Source organism: Roseivirga sp. UBA838, assembly GCF_002296035.1.
Taxonomy (GTDB): domain Bacteria; phylum Bacteroidota; class Bacteroidia; order Cytophagales; family Cyclobacteriaceae; genus Roseivirga; species Roseivirga thermotolerans.
The window spans coordinates 1-18108 of the sequence record NZ_DBHC01000047.1 but is presented as its reverse complement, the minus strand read 5'-3'; the positions used below and the strand labels follow the sequence as shown (position 1 = coordinate 18108).

Genomic DNA, 18108 nt, shown 5'->3' with positions numbered 1-18108 from the left:
CCGTGTTTTTAGAAGTACTTTACGGGGTTCGTATTCACCTCTGACAAATAGGTTGCAATATTAGCAAAATTTTCACTGATAAACGCACCAAGCAGCTCTTTTGTAAATACCTCACTCTCATAGTGTCCGATGTCGGCAATCATTATTTTTTCTTCCGCATCAAAGAATTCATGGTACTTGAAATCAGAAGTAACAAAGGCCTGAGCACCGGCTGCCATAGCAGTGCCTAACAGAAAGCTGCCTGCACCGCCACAAACCGCCACTCGTTGAATGGGTTTGTGGCTTAGGGGGGTATATTTAATGGTATTGAGCTGCATGCTGTTTTTTAGATGAGCGAGAAAGTCTTGTTCGCTCATGGGCTGCTCAAGGTCTCCAACCATACCGGCTCCTACTTCCTGATTGGTGTTTTTAAGTGGTTGCAGATAATAGGCTACTTCTTCATAAGGGTGAGCCTTTTGGAGTGCACCTACTACCTGGGCCTGTAAATGGCTTGGAAATATGAGCTCTACCTTGTTTTCTTCTACAAATTCTTGTTGGTTTTGTTGGCCTATGGTCGGGTTAGCCTTATCGTTAGGCTTAAAAGTGCCTGTGCCTAAAATTCGGAAGCTGCAGTGGCTGTAGTTGCCAATGTGACCTGCTCCGGCCCCGTGCATGGCATTCAACACTTCATCGGTATGTTGAGTAGGGATAAAGGTTTCCAGTTTGGTGAGTGTATCTGCCTTGGGCGCAAGAACGCGAAGGTTGTTTAACCCCAGGCAGTCGGCAATTTTACGATTCACCCCAGTGTGTACATTGTCCAGATTGGTGTGAATAGCATAAATGGCAATGTCATTTTTAATGGCCTTAATAATGGTGCGCTCCACATAGTTTTTGCCATTGAGCTGTTTAAGTCCTTTGAATACAATGGGGTGATGTGCCACAATTAAATTGCATTGTTTGGTCACCGCTTCATCAACAACTAACTCGGTACAGTCCAGTGTGCAAAGTACGCCCTTTACCTCCATTTTGGGATCTCCCGTAAGTAGTCCGGCATTGTCGTAACCTTCCTGATAAGCACGTGGGGCTATTTGCTCTAGAAAATCTGTGATATCCTTTATCTTTGCCATATTTTCCGTCTTTCAATGGCTAAGATAGTCAGCCTGCTATGAAAATCATTAGGTATTTATTGTTTCCCTTTTCGGTATTGTATGCCGGTATAATGCGCTTGCGGAATATACAGTACAACAATGGCAGCCGCCCCATAACTACTTTTGACCGTGTGGTGATTTCGGTGGGTAACCTTTCTACAGGGGGGACGGGTAAAACACCAATGATCGAATACCTGATTGGTCGGTTGAAAGATCGTTATAAAGTGGCTACAGTGAGCCGTGGGTATGGACGGAAAACTACCGGTGAGCGCATAGCAACACCGGAAGATACGGCTCGCACTCTGGGTGATGAACCGTTGCAGTTTTATCGCAAGTTTGGTAAGGAAATAAAGGTGGTAGTGGGTGAAGAGCGCATTTTGGCCATTCCCCACTTGCTTATGGATTATCCGGAAACGGAGCTGATACTTCTGGATGATGCCTATCAGCACAGAAAAGTGAGCAGAGACTTCAATATTATGCTTAGCGATTTTTCTGCCCCGTTTTACAGAGACCTTGTTCTGCCGGCTGGTCGTTTGCGCGAGGGCAGAAGTGAGGCTGGGCGTGCCGATGCCATTGTCATTACCAAATGCCCAAAAACGATATCAGATTCAACAAAAGCTGAAATAGAGAAAGAAGTGAGAGCTTATAATTCTGTGGCTCCTGTCTTTTTTTCCAGCATAGAGTATGGAGAATTAAAACCTGTGTTCAATAAGGCTAAGATTGAGAAGGAAGTAGCTGTAATCTCTGCCATTGCCAGGCCTAAGCCATTTTATGAGTATCTGGAGAAGCGTTTTACGCTAATGGAACGATTCGAATTTGTAGACCATTATAACTTCAAGTCGGCCGATCTGGACCGAATTTTAAGAAAGCTTAACGGAAAGCGGCTTTCCATAGTCACTACTGAAAAGGACATGGTACGACTTTTGCCTTTTGCAGACCATCCGCTTATGCGGCAATTCAATGTTTTTTATCAACCGATTGAGGTGAGTATCGACAGGCCGGAAATTTTTGAGAAACTTTTATTAGAATGCATTGAAGGCAGAAAACGTGAACTGAATTCTTAATTTTGGCCGTGCTTAAAAAAACACTCTTTCTGTTCGTCTTATTTTTCTGCCTTGGCGTGGCAAATGGGCAAGATATTAGTTCGTTTTCCAGCCAAACCGATTCGTTATTGGAGGCCCGAATGAGAGCGAGAGATGCCGAGGCGCAGGCCAACACACAGAACTACAATGCCCGAAGTACCCGCTTTACTTACGAAAAGAATTTTAAGTTTAACAACATCGTTTTTCGGCACCCCGATACGCTGCCCGATAACATGCACAGGGTGAGTGATTTGGAGCGAAATCGCTACTTGATTCAGAACCTTGGCAACGTGGGCACAGCCCAGCGTTCTCTCTTTTACGAACCGGCCAATACTATTGGGCGTAGTTCGGGGTATCATGCCTATGATGCTTTTGCGACAACGCCAGACCAGATTCGTTATTTCGATACACGCTCACCCTATACTGATATTCAGGCTTTATTTGCCGGAGGAGGCAGATCCATTACCCGCGTGACCTTTACTTTTAATGACAGCACCCAGTTCAACATTGGCATGAACTTTAACTCCATCAGGGCTGATAAGCAGGTGGCTTTTTTGACTCGTGGTGACAGGCATGTGAACAGCAACGACTGGAATATTTTTGGGTTTCTTCGTCCTAAAGGGTTGAAAAAATACTTGTTGCTCTTTAATACAACACAGTTTAAACATACGGTGAGCGAGCAAGGTGGGGTAGTAGACCCTTCTTTACTCACCGGCAATAACCCTCAGAATAAACCACATTCTTATTTTGATGGCCGCGATGCCAACGTAAATCTGAGTGGAGCTGAGAGTTATGATAAACGAGGAGGCTTTCATATTTACCAGCAATACGATCTGGACTCGATATTTCAAGTATACCACTCGGGACAATATGCTGAGCAACTGGTGAGGTACTACGATGCCTACGATTTGAGTGGTTTTGATCAATACATATATAATGAAGCTACTCCCGGAAAAACCAGAGATACCGTGGCTGAAGGTTCTTTTTTTAGAGAGTTGCTCAACGAGGTGGGGTTAAAAGGCCGCACAAAGAAGTTTTCATATACGGCTTACTATAAGAATAGGGCTTTACGCTATCAGATTTTTAGGGAGAATTATACCGGGCGCGATCTGGAGCACTATGTGGGCGGTACGCTTCGTCAGCAAATAACCCCTGAAATATTCCTCACGGCCTCGGGTGAATTTATGTTTGAAGGAAACTACAGGATTGAAGGTGACTTTACCAGTAGTTTTTTTGAAGCCCGATTTACAAGGCTAAACAGGCAACCTTCTTATCTCGAAGACCGATACAATGGTCAGCAAAGAAGCTGGACCAATGATTTCTCGGCAGAGTCGGCCGATCACCTGACCGGAACACTGAAGCTTAATGGTGCTCGTGTTTCGTTTCGTCCGTTTGTTCGCTTTAGTCGCATTTCCAACTACATCTTTTTCAATGAAAATAAGCTACCAGAACAGGCCAATAGCGATGTTTTGCTCTTAACTCCGGGGGCTCACTTCGACTGGCAGCTAACCTCTCGTATTCGTTGGAGCAACACTGTACACTATACCTCCGTGTCAGGAGGTTCGGCTAATAATTACAGAGTTCCTCAACTTCTGGCATTGTCTCAAATTGCCTTTAAAAACGAGATCTTCGATGGTAAAATGATCGTTCATACCGGTATTGAGGCCCATTACCGGTCGGCCTATGAAGGCTTGGCTTATGACCCGGTGGTGCAGCAGTTTTATTTGCAAAATGGGTTTGAGAATAATGAATATGTTAAGGCCGATGTATTCCTCAATTTTAAGGTGGGCAATTTTCTGTTTCTCGTTAAAATGGCCCACGTAAATCAGCTTTCGCAGAAGGGGTATTTTGTAACCCCTACATATCCAGGTACGGGGCGTACGCTGGATATGGGGGTAAGGTGGTTGTTCTTCGATTAGTTGCTAAACAGCGAGAAGTTAGCGCCAAAATTAAGCACATGCTTAAACTGAATAGCTCTTTCAGGATTTCCTCCATCGCCAGTATCAATCAAAATATCATCGTCATAAATCAATTGAGTTCCAAAGGTGGCGTTGAACCATTTATTCACCTTCATAACCAATAGAGTTTCCCAGTTGGTATCTACATTGCCAAAAGTATCGTAGGCTGTAAAAAAGTTGAGCGTACTTTTAAAATTGATGTTCTCCATAATGGGCAGATCCAGCACAGCCAACATGTTAGTACCAAATTCTGCTCTGTAGTGTTTGTCGGGGGCTACACCAAAAGCACCGGCAGCAGCCAGGTCATCGTCCATTACAAAGGTGAATTTACCGGCAGCCGGAGCAAAAGAAAGGGTAAATACTTTGCTTGGGTCGTACTCAATACCCAGGTTGATGGTGAGGTAGCCGGGGGCCATAAAATTCGAAATCTTTTGAGCTATTTCTTCACCGGGAATCACCGGGTTGGGGCTGAACTTCCTGCCTTCCAGCAGTTGTGTTCTAAAGATACCCGAAACGGAAAACGACCAGGTGGGGTCGAAGGCATGGGCATACTTGGAGATAAGGATTATGTTGTCGTCTGTTTTGCGAAAGTCTTTATCGCCTACCTTGGCGCCACCCAGTGCAAAATCGAGCTGATTGGTCCATTTGTTCTGACCGTGTGTTCTTACAATTTTAGTGTTGAATACTGTGCCTAAAGCAATGGAGTTTTCGCCCCCGGCCGCCCAGTTGGAAAGCCCAACATTGGCAAAGTTAAGGCCCCATGATCCTGTTTTTTTTACCACAACGGAATCGGTTTGTGCAGAAAGCACAACACTCAGGCAGCAGAGTACTACAGTAGAAAGTAGGAGTTTTTTCATGTTGTTATTTATCGTTGAAAGGGACAAAAATGGCCTAATCATAGAAATTAACCAAGTTGAAATAGCAATATGGATTAATTCAAAACTGTGGTTTTTGAATATGAATAGCTGGCTTTACCTTTGCGGCATGTCCGAAAAATTCACCAACCATATGTTAGGGCTTCAGTTGCCCACCGACCCGCGTTGGGTCAATATTGCTCAAATGAATATTGAAGATATTTTGGTAGACCATGCCTATTGCGAACAAAAGGCAGCATCTTCCTGTATTTCGCTTATTGTGCAATACCCAGACAAAAAGGACTTGGTGGATATGATGACCCCGGTGGTGGCTGAGGAGTGGAGCCACTTTGAGCGTGTAATTGAGCAGCTCAACAAGCGCGGCATGAAGTTGGGCAAACAGCGAAAGGACGAATATGTAATCAGGCTCCAGGGTATTCTTAAGAAAGGTGGAGGCCGGGAAGAGCAACTGGTAGAAAAACTGCTCATGAACGCCCTTATTGAGGCCAGAAGTTGCGAGCGGTTTAAGATGCTACACTTGCATATTGAGGACGGAGAACTCAAAAAATTCTACTATGAGCTAATGGTATCGGAAGCAGGGCACTACAAAAACTTTTTGAGCTTGGCTAAGTCGTATATGGGTGAAGAGTATGTATCGAAACGCTGGAAAGAGTTTCTTGTTGAGGAGGCCAAAATTATTGAGTCTCTGGAAGTGAGAGGGGATAGGATGCATTGAGAAATATGTACTTAAGACTGTGGCCTCCGGCTCATTTGACTCTTTGACAAGCTTTCATTTTTATCAGGTACCCGATGAGTAAGGCGGGTTTTGCAACCCACGGTTATTTAAGCATAAATGTTTTGCGGTAAGCCAGGCTTTTAGACCTTTAACTATCCTTTTTTATTTTAAAGCTGCTTTGGCCATTCGCTTGGCTTCTTTTCGGTCAACCCCACTGGCTATTAGCTCCATCTGCTTTTCGTTTTCATCCTGATATTCAGGGCGAATGTGATGCTTTACTCCTCCCTTTTGATCTTTGGCTCTCTTTATAGCGTTCTTTTTCTTGCCCAATTGAATCACTCCTCCGGGAATACTTTTGGTTTGAATGGGTTGGCTGTTTGTTGAGCCCCGGTTAGCCGCAGACCTGCTTTCGGTAGCTTTTTCTTTATTGAGGTGTTGTTTCATAGGTTCTTTTGGAGATATACCAAAAAGAAGAAAAGGTTACCCTTGCCAAAGGCTTTCAATGCCTTACGGCAGGTAAAATAAGGTTTTGCATCAGGGCAAATGGTGCCTTGTCTGCCTCACTATTGTATGCCCCACCGGTAAAAACGGCAATAAGCTCCAGGCTGGGGAAAATCATAATGTACTGTCCGCCATTGCCCGTGGCCATAATAGAATGGATGGTTTGGTTATTTACCTTGAAAGGAATGGACCACCAGAAGTAGCCATAGTCCATGCCGGTAATTTTGACGTTGGGTTTAGTGGCTTCGGTAAGCCATTGTTTCGAAACCAATTGTTTACCATTCCATTGCCCATTATTAAGTACCAGTTGACCGATTTTTGCCATATCGCGAGAGGTCATGTATAGGCGTTTTGCAGATGGTATGACCTGCTTTTTGCTGGTGTGTCCCCAAAAGTAATGGTCTATTCCCAACTCATCGAAAAGATATTTCTTGGCAAATGAATCGATAGACATGCCTGAAGCCTGGCTTATGATTTCGGCTGTTAGTATTGACCCCATTGAACAGTAAGCGGCTTTTTCGCCAGGAGTAGTAATTAACGGAAGGTCTAAAGTGTATTGAATAATGTCTTTTTTTCGGTACACTTTATCTTCTTGCCCGAGGGAGTTTTTGTCCCAATCGTTGCAATCGAGTCCGCTCGACATGGTGAGCAAATGCCTGATGCTGATATGCTGTTTTTGAGCAATCGAATTTTTCTCCGGTGCATGGCTTTTCAGGTAGTCGAATATGGAATCGTCTATACTTTTTATGAACCCTTTTTCTACAGCAATGCCCATGAGAATGGCTCTTATGCTTTTGGTAGTTGAGCGAAGGTCATGTGGATTTTGGCGCGCACCTTCGCCAAAGTATTCTTCTAGTACAAGGCGGTTGTTTCTAACCAGAATGATGCTGTGTATCTGATGCTCCTGAGCTCTGAGGCTATATAACATTTTATAGATGGAAGCCGTGTCTATACGCTGTTCGCTTAAACCGGAGGTTAGCCAACCATCATGGTTTAAGGTTTGGGGTGGTGTATACAGGTGAGTGTTTTGTGCAAAACCAACCTGCGCTAAAAGCAGGCAAAAGATTATTAGTGTGCGGTTAAGTAGGTCCATGAGTGCTGTTTTGGCTAGCAAGTAACTCCTTGTGATTCAAATGCCCGTCATTGTTGGCGTTAATGTTTTCAAAAAGCCCAATTGAGGCCTGTATATTATGCTCTTTTAGTCTTGTGAGTGAAAGGCAGGTTACACCGTATTAATCCGGGGCGGTCTATTTTAGGCTACTCAAAAAACTGCATATTTCGTTAAAGTAAGTTTCAGGTTGCTCCAACCAACCGTAGTGGCCGCAATTGTTCAGCAATACCAGTTTTGAGTGGGGCAGGAGTGCGTGAGTTTTTTCAGCAATAGACTTTGGTATAATATCGTTGGTGCCCTGTAAAATGAGCACAGGTTGACTGAAGTTTTGTAAGCCCGGTTTACAATCAAAACCCATGGATTGCATATTGCGATGGATAATGCCATTCACTTCCATATTGCCCTGAGTCAAACGGAGGCCAATGGCATCTATGTCTTCCTTTCTGTCATGGTATAGATAGGCGGGTGCCAGGTTTTTGGCTCTCTCCAGTCGGGCATGGAATGAGGTGTCACCGTTGCTGATTTGCCTGCTCCAGTAATTGAATCGCTGCCTTTGCTCATCATTCAAATGGCCAGGAATATCTAAATCATCGAAGGCCTCCAAGTCTATGCCACCAGATGAGGAGAGGATTAAACCCTTTACCCGACTTGGATGTTTGCTGGTATAATAGGAAGCCAACATGCCACCAAAAGATTGCCCAAAAACTACCCATGATTTTACACCGAGGTGTGTACGTAATGTTTCAATATCTTCGACCAGTAAGTCCATACTCATACTTCGTTCACTAACTATGTCGATTTTAGATTTCCCCGTGCCTCGTTGATCGTATATAATGGCCAGGCAGTTTTTACCCAGCTCAGCAGCCAGATCAGCGAATCCTTCACTGCTCATTCCCGGACCACCGTTTATGATCAATAAAGTGTCCGGACCGCCACCAAATGTTCGGTAATACATGTGGCCATTGGGTAAAGAGATAGTTCCTTCTACCTGAGAAAATAGGTTGAAGCTTAGAAGTAGTAAAGGTAGGATCAGACATCTTTGCATATTCATCACCACTTATGGAGCGTTTCTGGCTAAATGAATTTGATAACAAAGCAATCTTAATTCTAAATCCTTGATATTTAAAGTAATAATTATTTAGTTTAATAACTAAAGATTTAATTCAACTAGACATGAGAATAAGAATTTACCTTCTATTGCTTCTTTTATCTTTTGGTTTTTCCAAAGTACAGTCTCAGAGTATTCAAGAAGTAACGGGGCGATGGTACTCAAGCAATGGAACAAATGAACTCCAATTGTTGCTTTCAGAAAAGTATGCACTTTACAAGGCCGACTTCTGGGACGTAGTGGAGTTTAGTAACGGTAAGTTGCGCTTAAGGAATCAGGAAGGGGAGACTGAATTGAGCCTGAGAAAGAACGGGAACAGAGGTGTTTTAACCGCGAATGGAGTGTCATTACCTGTACAAAATTATAAGTCTGCTAACATTTCGAGCAGAGAGGTGGGGAAGACAGATGTGAGTAAAGATTTTTTCAAGAAAGACCAGGTAGTGTTGCAGGGTATAGTGATACCTAAAGATACAATGCCTCTGACCATATCTATTATTTATAATCATGCCTTTAGTGAGGGGCAGAAGAAGTTTGTAGAAGAAGTGGATAGCGGGGGGAAATTTAAGATTATATACCCACTTGAATATCCGCAATCAGTAATGGTGAGCGTTGGTGATGCCTTTTTTTACTATTTCTCAACACCGGGAGCTAAACAGGCTATGGTAATTGATGAAGCTTCATTTAAGGGAAGCTGGACTACCGCTAAAAAGTTAGATTTTATGGGCGATTTGGCCGCTGAGAATGAAGAGTTTCGCTTGCTGCACCCTGAATATATGAAGATCAGGAACTATGAGGAGAATGATAGTCTTCAGAAAACCCTGGATTCTGATGCTTATCTGGAGTATAGACTACAGCTTTGGCAGTCGCATCATCGGTTCTATGAGAGCTACTTCGACTCAGTTCCTACAAGTTCGTTCATAAAAGATTATAGTTTACGTGATGTAAGAACCTACGCAGCCGATGATCTAAGAAGATATATATGGATGCACAATCTTGGTAAAAATGGAGGAAGGATTGAGGCGGTAGATGTGTCTGATGAATACTTGGATAAAGTGGTGAGCTTGATGCCTGATGAGATTGGTGACCTGATGACCGATAACTATGCCAATCTTACGCGGGAATTTACCATGGCCGCAATGCCAAAGGAATACAAAGCTATCCATGATCGCAGTTTGAAGTACGTGTATGAGTTTCTATCAAACCAAAGCATAAGTGAAGAAAGCCGTGGCATCATAAACGAATGGAAAGAGAAGGAAAGGAGCAGGAAAAATACTTTCGGAAACCTGTCTTTTAAAGGAGATATAAAGCCCATATTCGAGTCTTATAAGGAAGATATTCTTGATATTCAGAGAAAGGTGAGATGGGATCACTTGATATCGAAGATTGCAGGGTTGAGTACGGTTCAAAGGTCTAGTATTGTGGCTACCTACGTTAACATGAATTTTACTACCAAGGGGTTGCAGGTGCCCGACTACATCCAGGCAAAGTTGGGTGGTTTAAACCTGGTGCCCTCGGTTCTTGAAAGTATTGAGCAGAGCATTGCGGATTTTGAAATTTTGAAGAATGCCAGGTTTGTAGAAGGGGTAGAGATTGCTGAGTCTTCTGACAACATCTTAAGAGAGCTTAAGGAGAAGTACAAAGGCAAAGTCGTTTATATTGATGTGTGGGCCACCTGGTGTGGGCCATGTATAGGAGAGTTCTCTAACATGAAGCGGATTAAAGAGAGCAAGATTAAAGATGTAGTTTATGTTTACCTCTGTGCTCAGTCTACCAAAAAGTCTTTTGATATAATGGTGAAAAAGCATGAGCTCGTTGGTGATAATTATTTCCTCAATGAGGAACAGTATCAAAAGTTGGATAAGGAAGTAGGGATCACGGGCTTTCCTACTTACTTAGTAATTACCAAAGACGGAAAGCTGGTTAGAGAAGGCATTAAGCGCCCCAGTGCCGGAGAGGGTTTGGTAAGGCAGCTTCAGGAATTTTCATCGAGAAAATGAAATTGAAAAAATAGTGATGACATTATGCTGTTAGCGGCATGGGCAATGGCTCATTAGGAGTAGGCGCAGGCCGGTTACCGATCAAAGAATCCTTTGCCGTCCATAATTTTGGGTATGAGCTTTTCGATTCGGGCTAAGCGTGTTTTTGATTGCTTGGGTTGAGAAAAATGAATGATGTAACCTCTTTGTCTGCCCGGAGTGAGTGCTTCAAAAGCTGTTTTCAGTTCGGGCATATCCTTAAACTTGGCCTGCAATTCGTCAGGATAGTCTAACTGGTCTTTGGCTTGCATGTCTACTTTGAGTCCTTTCTTTTCTACCTCAATGGCTTCAAACAAATAGAGCCTGATAGAGTCTTCTGCCTGTAGTATCTGTTCAAGGTTAGTAAACTTAAACAAGCGGGCTGCTTGAGAATTGGGGCCGGGCTTCTCAAGTATTTGATACTTGTCTTTCAAGAGAGCGCCTTTGAAAAAGCTCAGAGAGCAGTAATCTTTAAATGCGCTGATCATGGCCACGTTGGCACCGTGGTAGGTGTAGCAGGGTACGCCCCATTTGCTTTCTTCAGTCAGACCACATTCTAACGCAATGGATCGTAGTTTTTGCAGTTCTTGGCTCCACTGGTGCACCTTACAGTCGGGGGTTCCTCCCAGCGAACATCGACCACAGCCTTCTGCAAGGTATTGGTCAACATTTGTGGTCATTCGCATCATTATTCATTCTTAATTTTACCGGGTGACCTAAAGTACCAAGATGCTGTGGTCAAAGCAAGAGCAATTGCATACGTCTATTTGGGTGAATGTTCAGGTGGCATAGGTATTTGACAGGCCCTTCGCTTTGCTCAGGGTGAAAAGAGGGCGAGTAGCAGAGGCTTGGTCTTTGAGATACCCGTTTTCATAGAACCTAACCACCATCAGAATCTCTCGCCAGAAGACTCTGATGTGCTATAGGTTGGTGCTCAGTGTCCCTTGCAGGAGACACTGAGGGTGTTGTGATGATGTGGTTAAAGCAAGAGCAATTGCATACGCCTATTTGGGTGAATGTTCAGGTAGAATTAGGTATTTGATAGGCCCTTCGCTTTGCTCAGGGTAAAAAAAATGATGAGTAGTAGAGGCTTGGTCTTTGAGATACCCGTTTTCATAGAACCTAACCACCATCAGAATCTCTCGCTAGAGGACTCTGATGTGCTATAGGTTGGTGCTCAGTGTCCCTTGCAGGAGACACTGAGGGTGCTGCAATGCTGTGGTCAAAGCAAGAGCATTGGGCCTATTTAGGGAATGTTCAGATGGCATAGGTATTTGACAGGCCCTTCGCTTTGCTCAGGGTAAAAAAGAGGGCCAGTAGTAGAGGCTTGGTCTTTGAGATACCCGTTTTCATAAAACCTAACCACCATCAGAGTCTCTCGCCAGAGGACTCTGATGACTTCATTTCTCAACATCCCCTTTATGATATACTGAAAGGTGTGGGTTATTTATCCAGATGAAGCCTGTTTTTCCATCCCGACCGCAGCGGAGGGATCTGCCTGGTAATCTATAGTGAAGTCTCTCATAGGTGTGCTGAAAAGATCATTCAACGAGTGTCCTCCCCCGCCCGAAGGGCACCCCCTCCAAGAAGTGATTTACTAGAAAAAGGCATTTAACGGAATGTTCAATTGAAAAACACTAGATATGTTGCTCTTCAATCTAGCAGAGGCCATTCCCCCTTTTTCGAAAAGAGGGAATGGCCTGCCTGCCGGTAGGCAGGGGGGATTAGAACAACAATATTTCATTATTTGAAAGGCCAATCCTCCCAACCTCCTTCGCCAAGGAGGAGTGTCCTTGCAAACATCGTTAGTCAGAATTCCATAAAGGTGCCACTTACTGGGAAATTACTTCCAAGACGGGGATAGTATCCCTGCTAACCATGAGCCTGTACCAAAAGAAAACCCTGAGCTGCTTTACAATTCAGGGTTTTAATTTTTAGTTATCAGACCACCAAGTCAGGTGCAAGACCGTTGGAGATTCTTTCGGTCGTCCCGATACTTCGGGACTTCCTCAGAATGAAGCGCTAAAACAGGCTTCCGCAGTACCCTAACTTTGAACTTCAAACATTGAACCTAAAACCGACCGATTTACCATAAACTCCCAAAGGGAAGCCACCGATAGACGAATAACGATTAACCGACAACTACACGACCAGGTTCACAATCTTCTTCGGTACGACAATCACTTTTTTGGGAGACTTGCCTTCTAACCATTTTTGCACGTTGGCATCGGCCAGAGCAGCGGCCTCTATTTCGGCTTTGTCAAGGTCGGCCGAGAGTTGCAGTTTGGTTCGCATTTTACCATTCACCATTACAGGGTACTCAATGTCATCTTCCTTCAGGTATTCTTCTTTGTACTGAGGGTAAGGAGCATCGATTATACTAGTTGTATGGCCTAGAAGAGACCAAAGTTCTTCGGTGATATGCGGGGCGTATGGAGAAATAACCACCAGCAGATCTTCCAGAATCGCTCTTTTGTTGCATTTCAAAGCAGAAAGCTCATTCACGCAGATCATGAAAGTAGACACTGAGGTGTTGAAGGAGTAGCGTTCAATATCTTCTTCGGCCTTCTTAATGGTTTTGTGCAGTGACTTCAGCTCATCTTTGCCTGGTGCAGCATCTGATACTTCAAACTCACCACGGTCATTGTGAAACAATCTCCAAAGCTTGCCGAGGAACTTCTTTACACCGTCAATGCCGTTGGTGTTCCATGGTTTGAATTGTTCCAAAGGCCCAAGGAACATCTCATACAAACGAAGGGTGTCCGCACCGTATCGTTCAATGATATCGTCCGGATTCACCACATTGTATTTCGACTTAGACATTTTTTCAATTTCCCAGCCGCAGATGTATTTGCTGTCTTCCAAAATAAATTCGGCATCGGCTAGGTCTGGCCTCCAGCTTTTGAAAGCTTCAATATCGAGCTCATCATTGCGAACAATGTTCACGTCAACGTGCATTTCTGCCACATCGTAGTCTTTCTTCAAACCCTTAGAAACGAATTTATTTTCGCCTTTCAATCGGTAAACAAAATTCGATCTTCCCTGAATCATCCCTTGGTTGATGAGCTTTTTGAAGGGCTCTTCCTGATTGACATGTCCCAGGTCGAACAAGATCTTATTCCAGAAGCGGGAGTAGAGCAGGTGACCTGTAGCATGCTCTGAGCCGCCAATATAGAGGTCTACATTTTCCCAATATTCCTGAGCTTCTTTGCTTACAAATACTTCTTCATTATGCGCATCCATGTAACGGTACCAATACCAGCTGGAACCGGCCCAACCCGGCATTGTGCTTAGTTCAAGCGGATAAGCTTCAGATTCTCCAGCCGGAGTGTAGGTAAAGTTTTCGGCTCTGCCCAGTGGTGGGTCGCCATCTTCTGTAGGGAGGTATTTGTCAATTTCCGGAAGAATGATCGGCAAATCTTTTTCGTCTACCAGATAAGGAATATCGTTTTTGAAGTACACCGGAACCGGCTCTCCCCAATAACGCTGACGAGCAAAAATAGCATCTCTGATGCGATAGTTAATCTTGCCTTTCCCAACGCCTTTTTCTTCCGCAAATTCAATGGCTTTGTCTATGGCTTCTTTACAAGTAAGGCCATTTAGGAAGCCGGAATTAATCATAATGCCATCTTTGGTTGGGTCGGCCTGTTCGCTAATGTCAGCATCTTTAATTACCGGAACTATCGGTAAGTCGAAGTGCTTCGCGAAGTCATAATCTCTTTGGTCGCCACAAGGTACGGCCATAACAGCGCCTGTTCCATAACCGGCCAATACATAGTCGGCCACCCAAACGGGTACTTTTTCACCGTTGAATGGGTTAATGGCATAGCTTCCCGTAAAAACTCCCGAAATGGTTTTCACATCGGCCATTCTGTCTCGCTCAGAACGAGTGGCTGCCTGGGCCACATAGGCTTCAACAGCTTCTTTTTGCTCGGGTGTAGTGAGCTGGGCGGTTAGCTCGCTTTCAGGCGCCAACGATAGGAAAGTTACTCCAAAAATAGTGTCGATACGGGTGGTAAATACCTCAATCTCAATGTCGGAGTTTTCTACCTGAAACCTAACCTCAGCCCCTTTGGATTTGCCAATCCAGTTGCGCTGCATTTCTTTCAGTGGTTCGGGCCAATCAACAGAGTCCAAACCTTCCAGCAGGCGTTCGGCATAGGCTGTAATACGCATGCTCCACTGCTTCATTTTCTTTCGGATCACCGGGTGGCCTCCTCTTTCTGAAAATCCGTCTTTAACCTCATCGTTGGAGAGTACGGTGCCTAGTTCAGGACACCAGTTAACGGCTGTTTCCGAAAGGTAAGTGAGGCGATATTTGAGCAACATGCGCTGCTGCTCTTCTTCGGTCCAGCTATTCCATTCCCCGGCTGTAAAGAGAGGGGTGTCATCATCGCAGGCTGCATTTACCTGAGCATTGCCCGACTCTCTAAAAATAGCTGTGAGTTCATCGATACTTCTTGCTTTGGCCAGGTCATGGTCGTACCAACTGTTGAATATTTGCATGAATATCCATTGCGTCCACTTATAGTATTTAGGGTCGCAGGTTTGTACTTCTTTGTCCCAATCGAAAGCAAAGCCTATGTTTTCCAGCTGTTCTTTGTATCGCTCAATGTTTTGGCGGGTAGTTACGGCAGGGTGTTGCCCGGTTTGAATGGCGTATTGTTCGGCCGGAAGCCCAAAGGCATCGAAGCCCATTGGGTGCAATACGTTAAAGCCTTTGTTTCGCTTGTGGCGTGTAACAATATCGGTGGCTATGTAGCCCAGTGGGTGTCCCACATGAAGCCCGGCTCCGGAAGGATAGGGGAACATGTCCAGAGTATAAAACTTGGGTTTGCTCTTATCTACCGAAGCTTTGAACGTTTGGTTTTCTCTCCAGTACTTTTGCCATTTAGGCTCAATTTGCTTGTGATTATAGTCAGCCATTGCCGTTTAACCGATTGTTCTTAATTAAGCCTGCAAAATTAGTGTTTTTCAAGCCTTAGAAAACGGTTTTTGGGAATATTACACGTTACCGGGATGGTCATTCCTAAGAAGACAGTAATCTCCTGAACAAACGGCCCGCAGAGGGAGGTCTCGGGCAAGGAGGAGATGCTATGAATACGTATTATTTCAAAACACCTTTTATATTTAGCGTTTAAACACAAGCTATGTTCGGACTATTCAAGAAAAAACCAAAAGAGCCAACAGCTCCCAAGCTGCTCGATCTTAATAACAACCCTATTGTAGAAGGTTCTGTGGTGAAGTCGTTGAGGTACGATTTGGGCGAGTGTACTGTGGAATTAGATGGTCTTGAATATTTTTATGTTTCGAAGAAAAACGGAGAGCGTGTGAGCTATACTAAAATGGTTGATGCCATTACCGAAAACCAAAAAGTACTATTACTTACTGAAGAAAAGGAATAATTGGCTTTAGGCCTAAGAAATAGAAGAGGTGTCCCGGGTAATTTCAGGACACCTCTTTTTGGTTGTTGTTTTGATTGTTGATGTATTAATAGTAAGTGTAGTTCACGGTTTCCATGGCTTGTCCCGATCTGGCCAGGCGTTTAGTGGCTTTGCCTTCGTTGTCAAACTCATAGCTTATGGAATAGCTTAAATCATGTCCATTTTCTACCATGCGGAAAGAAGAAGGAAGGTTTCTTTGGGCATTGATGGTAGGAATTACCTCTACCGCGCTAAACTTGTTGCTCACATTGAGGTAGTGCTCATAGTATCGTTCCGAAATTAGGGTTGGGTCTTCACTGCCCTGTCCGGGTGAATAGGTTAAGTGAGCATACAGGTTACCGTTTTCATGGTATAAGTACAACATAATGATAGACTGAAGATAGGTGCCGTTAGATTGTAAGGTGTACTCGGCAAAACCGGCTACATTTCCGGCCTGATCGTAGTCGTAAACTCTGTATGATTTTACTACTCCATGATTGATAACTTCTGAGCGGGTAATTCGGCCGTTGGTCTGATAAAATATCTCATCGATGCCTGGATATTGGTTAATCTTCTCAATTAACCCGTTGGCGGCATAGGTGTAAGTGTCAACTCCTCTCAGCGGTTGGTGGCTGCCTCTTTCCCAGTATACCTTGCTCACACGGCCTTGCTGATCGTATTCATAGGTTTTTGTGCTACTGAAGTTGCCAGCCGAGGAGGTGAAAGATTTGGCCATTCCTTTCAATTCATTGTCTATTAGCTCCAGTTTGGTGCTTCTTTTTTCACCAATAGCGAAGTTGCCTTCTACCTGGGTAATGGTGAACATAACCTGGTCGTGACGGTTAAAAAGGGCATCATCAGCTACGCTTACTTCAAAAGAGACTTCTGTTTGACCTTGGGCAATGATTAGCTCCAAAGTACCGGTGCCGCTCATGGCCGGAGTAGTGCTAAACTGTTGGGTAGCCAATAGCTGTTCCAATTCCAGAGTTAGTTTTCCGTTTTGTGTAGCTCTTTCAGAGAATAGAATTTTTACGATGGCCGACTGGCTTTCTTCTACCTTGGCCACAGATACCTCAAAATTGAGTACTGTAGGCTGCGTGTTGGCCTGGTCGTCATCGGAAATACTCACCTGAATACTTGACTTACTGCCTAACTGTAGCCCGTTAGTTGCACTCAACAAGGTGAAACCAATGGTTCGGTCGGCATTAACCAACTCATCGTTGGTTGGCTTAAACACTATTTGTGTTTCCGTAGCGCCTTTGTCAATGTTCAGTTCAATCTGATTATTGATTGTTGCGGGCACTGTGGTAAAAGCGGCTTCCTGACTGTTGGTAACCTGCACTTTTACGGTAGATGCCTCACCGGCAGGTTTGTCTAGTTTTAAACTGATGATGTTTTCTCCAGAACCTTCGCTTACCGACAGGTTTTGTACAAAAGAAATGCTCGCTGGAGTTTTCTGGGGTGCTAGTTCCGAATCATCATTGGCACAAGCGTACAGGCTAGCCATCACTATGATAGCCATACCTTTTTTCAAATACGTTCTCATTGAAAATAAAAAAGTGTATTTGAGGTGTTCTGCGACAGTTGTCTATTTTGAGTTTTTGACCTGGCTCAGTTCGACCTCGGTGCTGCTTTTACAAATCCGGTGCCAAAAAATTCACAAACTTTAACAGTTCAGAAAAAAAATAAAATAGCCGGGAGTTTATTACCAGGTGTGAGGGGTTAAGTCATAGTAATTCAGTGTGTTAAAGTTTTTTTAAGAGATGGGGGCTTTGGTAATTAGTAACTACGATAACTTCCGAAGCGGATAAACATAAAAATGAATCGGTACTACTTAATTTGGGGAGGTAAAAATGGATTATCGCAAGCGACTTATTGAAGTACATCAAGAATATGAGAAGAAAGAGCAGGACTTGGTAGAACAGTCTTTAAATGAGCACTTACTGCAAAACCGTGTGAGGGCAGGTTTTTTTTATTTAAACGAAGATGAGGCATTGTATCAATATAGGGTGGAAGGCAATATAGCGGCTGCTAAGCAACACTTTTATACCTGTGGTCGATGCGATGAATATATGATTAAGACCTATGGTTATCAACGACTAAGTGCAGGGATTAGGCACATTGGCTACGCCTTTCTGAGCGATTGCAAGCCACTGATTGAGCGGTATACATTGCTTAGTGATAGTGCCTTTG

Annotated in this window: 14 protein-coding genes; 6 read left to right on the top strand and 8 right to left on the bottom strand. The window is 44.0% G+C overall.

Annotated features, from left to right (window positions below; genetic code table 11):
* Positions 1–8: 8 nt before the first annotated feature.
* The gene (locus B3O12_RS17095) at positions 9–1106 is read right to left on the bottom strand and encodes a Nif3-like dinuclear metal center hexameric protein (protein ID WP_286746831.1); all 1098 of its coding nucleotides are present in this window, start codon (positions 1104–1106) and stop codon (positions 9–11) included.
* A 38-nt stretch (positions 1107–1144) separates the two neighbouring features.
* Between B3O12_RS17095 and lpxK the strand changes: the two genes are divergently transcribed.
* Together lpxK and B3O12_RS17085 are read left to right on the top strand one after the other, a co-directional pair.
* On the top strand, positions 1145–2191 hold the full coding sequence (lpxK, locus tag B3O12_RS17090) for a tetraacyldisaccharide 4'-kinase (protein ID WP_286757194.1): 1047 nt from the start codon (positions 1145–1147) through the stop codon (positions 2189–2191).
* 8 nt (positions 2192–2199) lie between these two features.
* Positions 2200–4128: a putative porin gene (locus B3O12_RS17085; protein ID WP_286757232.1), complete on the top strand. Its 1929-nt coding sequence runs from the start codon at positions 2200–2202 to the stop codon at positions 4126–4128.
* Here the strand turns inward: B3O12_RS17085 and B3O12_RS17080 are convergent.
* Entirely contained in the window at positions 4125–5024 is a 900-nt protein-coding gene (locus tag B3O12_RS17080; RefSeq protein WP_286746827.1) for a DUF3078 domain-containing protein, read from the bottom strand. The genes B3O12_RS17085 and B3O12_RS17080 overlap by 4 nt on opposite strands.
* 100 nt (positions 5025–5124) lie before the next feature.
* On the opposite strand from B3O12_RS17080, the gene B3O12_RS17075 reads away from it, so the two are divergent.
* Complete coding sequence (locus B3O12_RS17075) at positions 5125–5757, top strand: tRNA-(ms[2]io[6]A)-hydroxylase (RefSeq protein ID WP_286757193.1); 633 nt, start codon at positions 5125–5127, stop codon at positions 5755–5757.
* A gap of 162 nt (positions 5758–5919) precedes the next feature.
* On the opposite strand, the gene B3O12_RS17070 is transcribed toward B3O12_RS17075, so the two are convergent.
* From B3O12_RS17070 to B3O12_RS17060, 3 genes are all read right to left on the bottom strand, one after another.
* A complete protein-coding gene (locus B3O12_RS17070; RefSeq protein ID WP_286757192.1) occupies positions 5920–6201 on the bottom strand; it encodes a hypothetical protein in 282 nt (93 codons plus the stop codon).
* A 55-nt stretch (positions 6202–6256) separates the two neighbouring features.
* Positions 6257–7351, bottom strand: coding sequence for a serine hydrolase domain-containing protein (locus tag B3O12_RS17065; protein ID WP_286757191.1), 1095 nt, complete (start codon positions 7349–7351; stop codon positions 6257–6259).
* A gap of 154 nt (positions 7352–7505) precedes the next feature.
* Positions 7506–8324 (bottom strand): alpha/beta fold hydrolase, encoded by an 819-nt coding sequence (locus tag B3O12_RS17060; protein ID WP_286757190.1) that lies wholly within the window; start codon positions 8322–8324, stop codon positions 7506–7508.
* Between the two features lie 218 nt (positions 8325–8542).
* On the opposite strand from B3O12_RS17060, the gene B3O12_RS17055 reads away from it, so the two are divergent.
* Positions 8543–10474, top strand: a complete 1932-nt coding sequence (locus tag B3O12_RS17055) for a TlpA family protein disulfide reductase (RefSeq protein WP_286757189.1) — start codon at positions 8543–8545, stop codon at positions 10472–10474.
* A 74-nt stretch (positions 10475–10548) separates the two neighbouring features.
* On the opposite strand, the gene B3O12_RS17050 is transcribed toward B3O12_RS17055, so the two are convergent.
* Together B3O12_RS17050 and leuS are read right to left on the bottom strand one after the other, a co-directional pair.
* Positions 10549–11172 (bottom strand): YdeI/OmpD-associated family protein, encoded by a 624-nt coding sequence (locus tag B3O12_RS17050; protein ID WP_286757188.1) that lies wholly within the window; start codon positions 11170–11172, stop codon positions 10549–10551.
* Between the two features lie 1462 nt (positions 11173–12634).
* Entirely contained in the window at positions 12635–15418 is a 2784-nt protein-coding gene (gene leuS, locus B3O12_RS17045; RefSeq protein ID WP_286757187.1) for a leucine--tRNA ligase, read from the bottom strand.
* Between the two features lie 224 nt (positions 15419–15642).
* On the opposite strand from leuS, the gene B3O12_RS17040 reads away from it, so the two are divergent.
* Positions 15643–15897: a hypothetical protein gene (locus B3O12_RS17040; protein WP_189630572.1), complete on the top strand. Its 255-nt coding sequence runs from the start codon at positions 15643–15645 to the stop codon at positions 15895–15897.
* An 85-nt stretch (positions 15898–15982) separates the two neighbouring features.
* On the opposite strand, the gene B3O12_RS17035 is transcribed toward B3O12_RS17040, so the two are convergent.
* A complete protein-coding gene (locus tag B3O12_RS17035; protein ID WP_286757186.1) occupies positions 15983–17437 on the bottom strand; it encodes a hypothetical protein in 1455 nt (484 codons plus the stop codon).
* A 331-nt stretch (positions 17438–17768) separates the two neighbouring features.
* Between B3O12_RS17035 and B3O12_RS17030 the strand changes: the two genes are divergently transcribed.
* A partial coding sequence (locus B3O12_RS17030; RefSeq protein ID WP_286757185.1) for a hypothetical protein occupies positions 17769–18108 on the top strand: 340 nt, incomplete at its 3' end.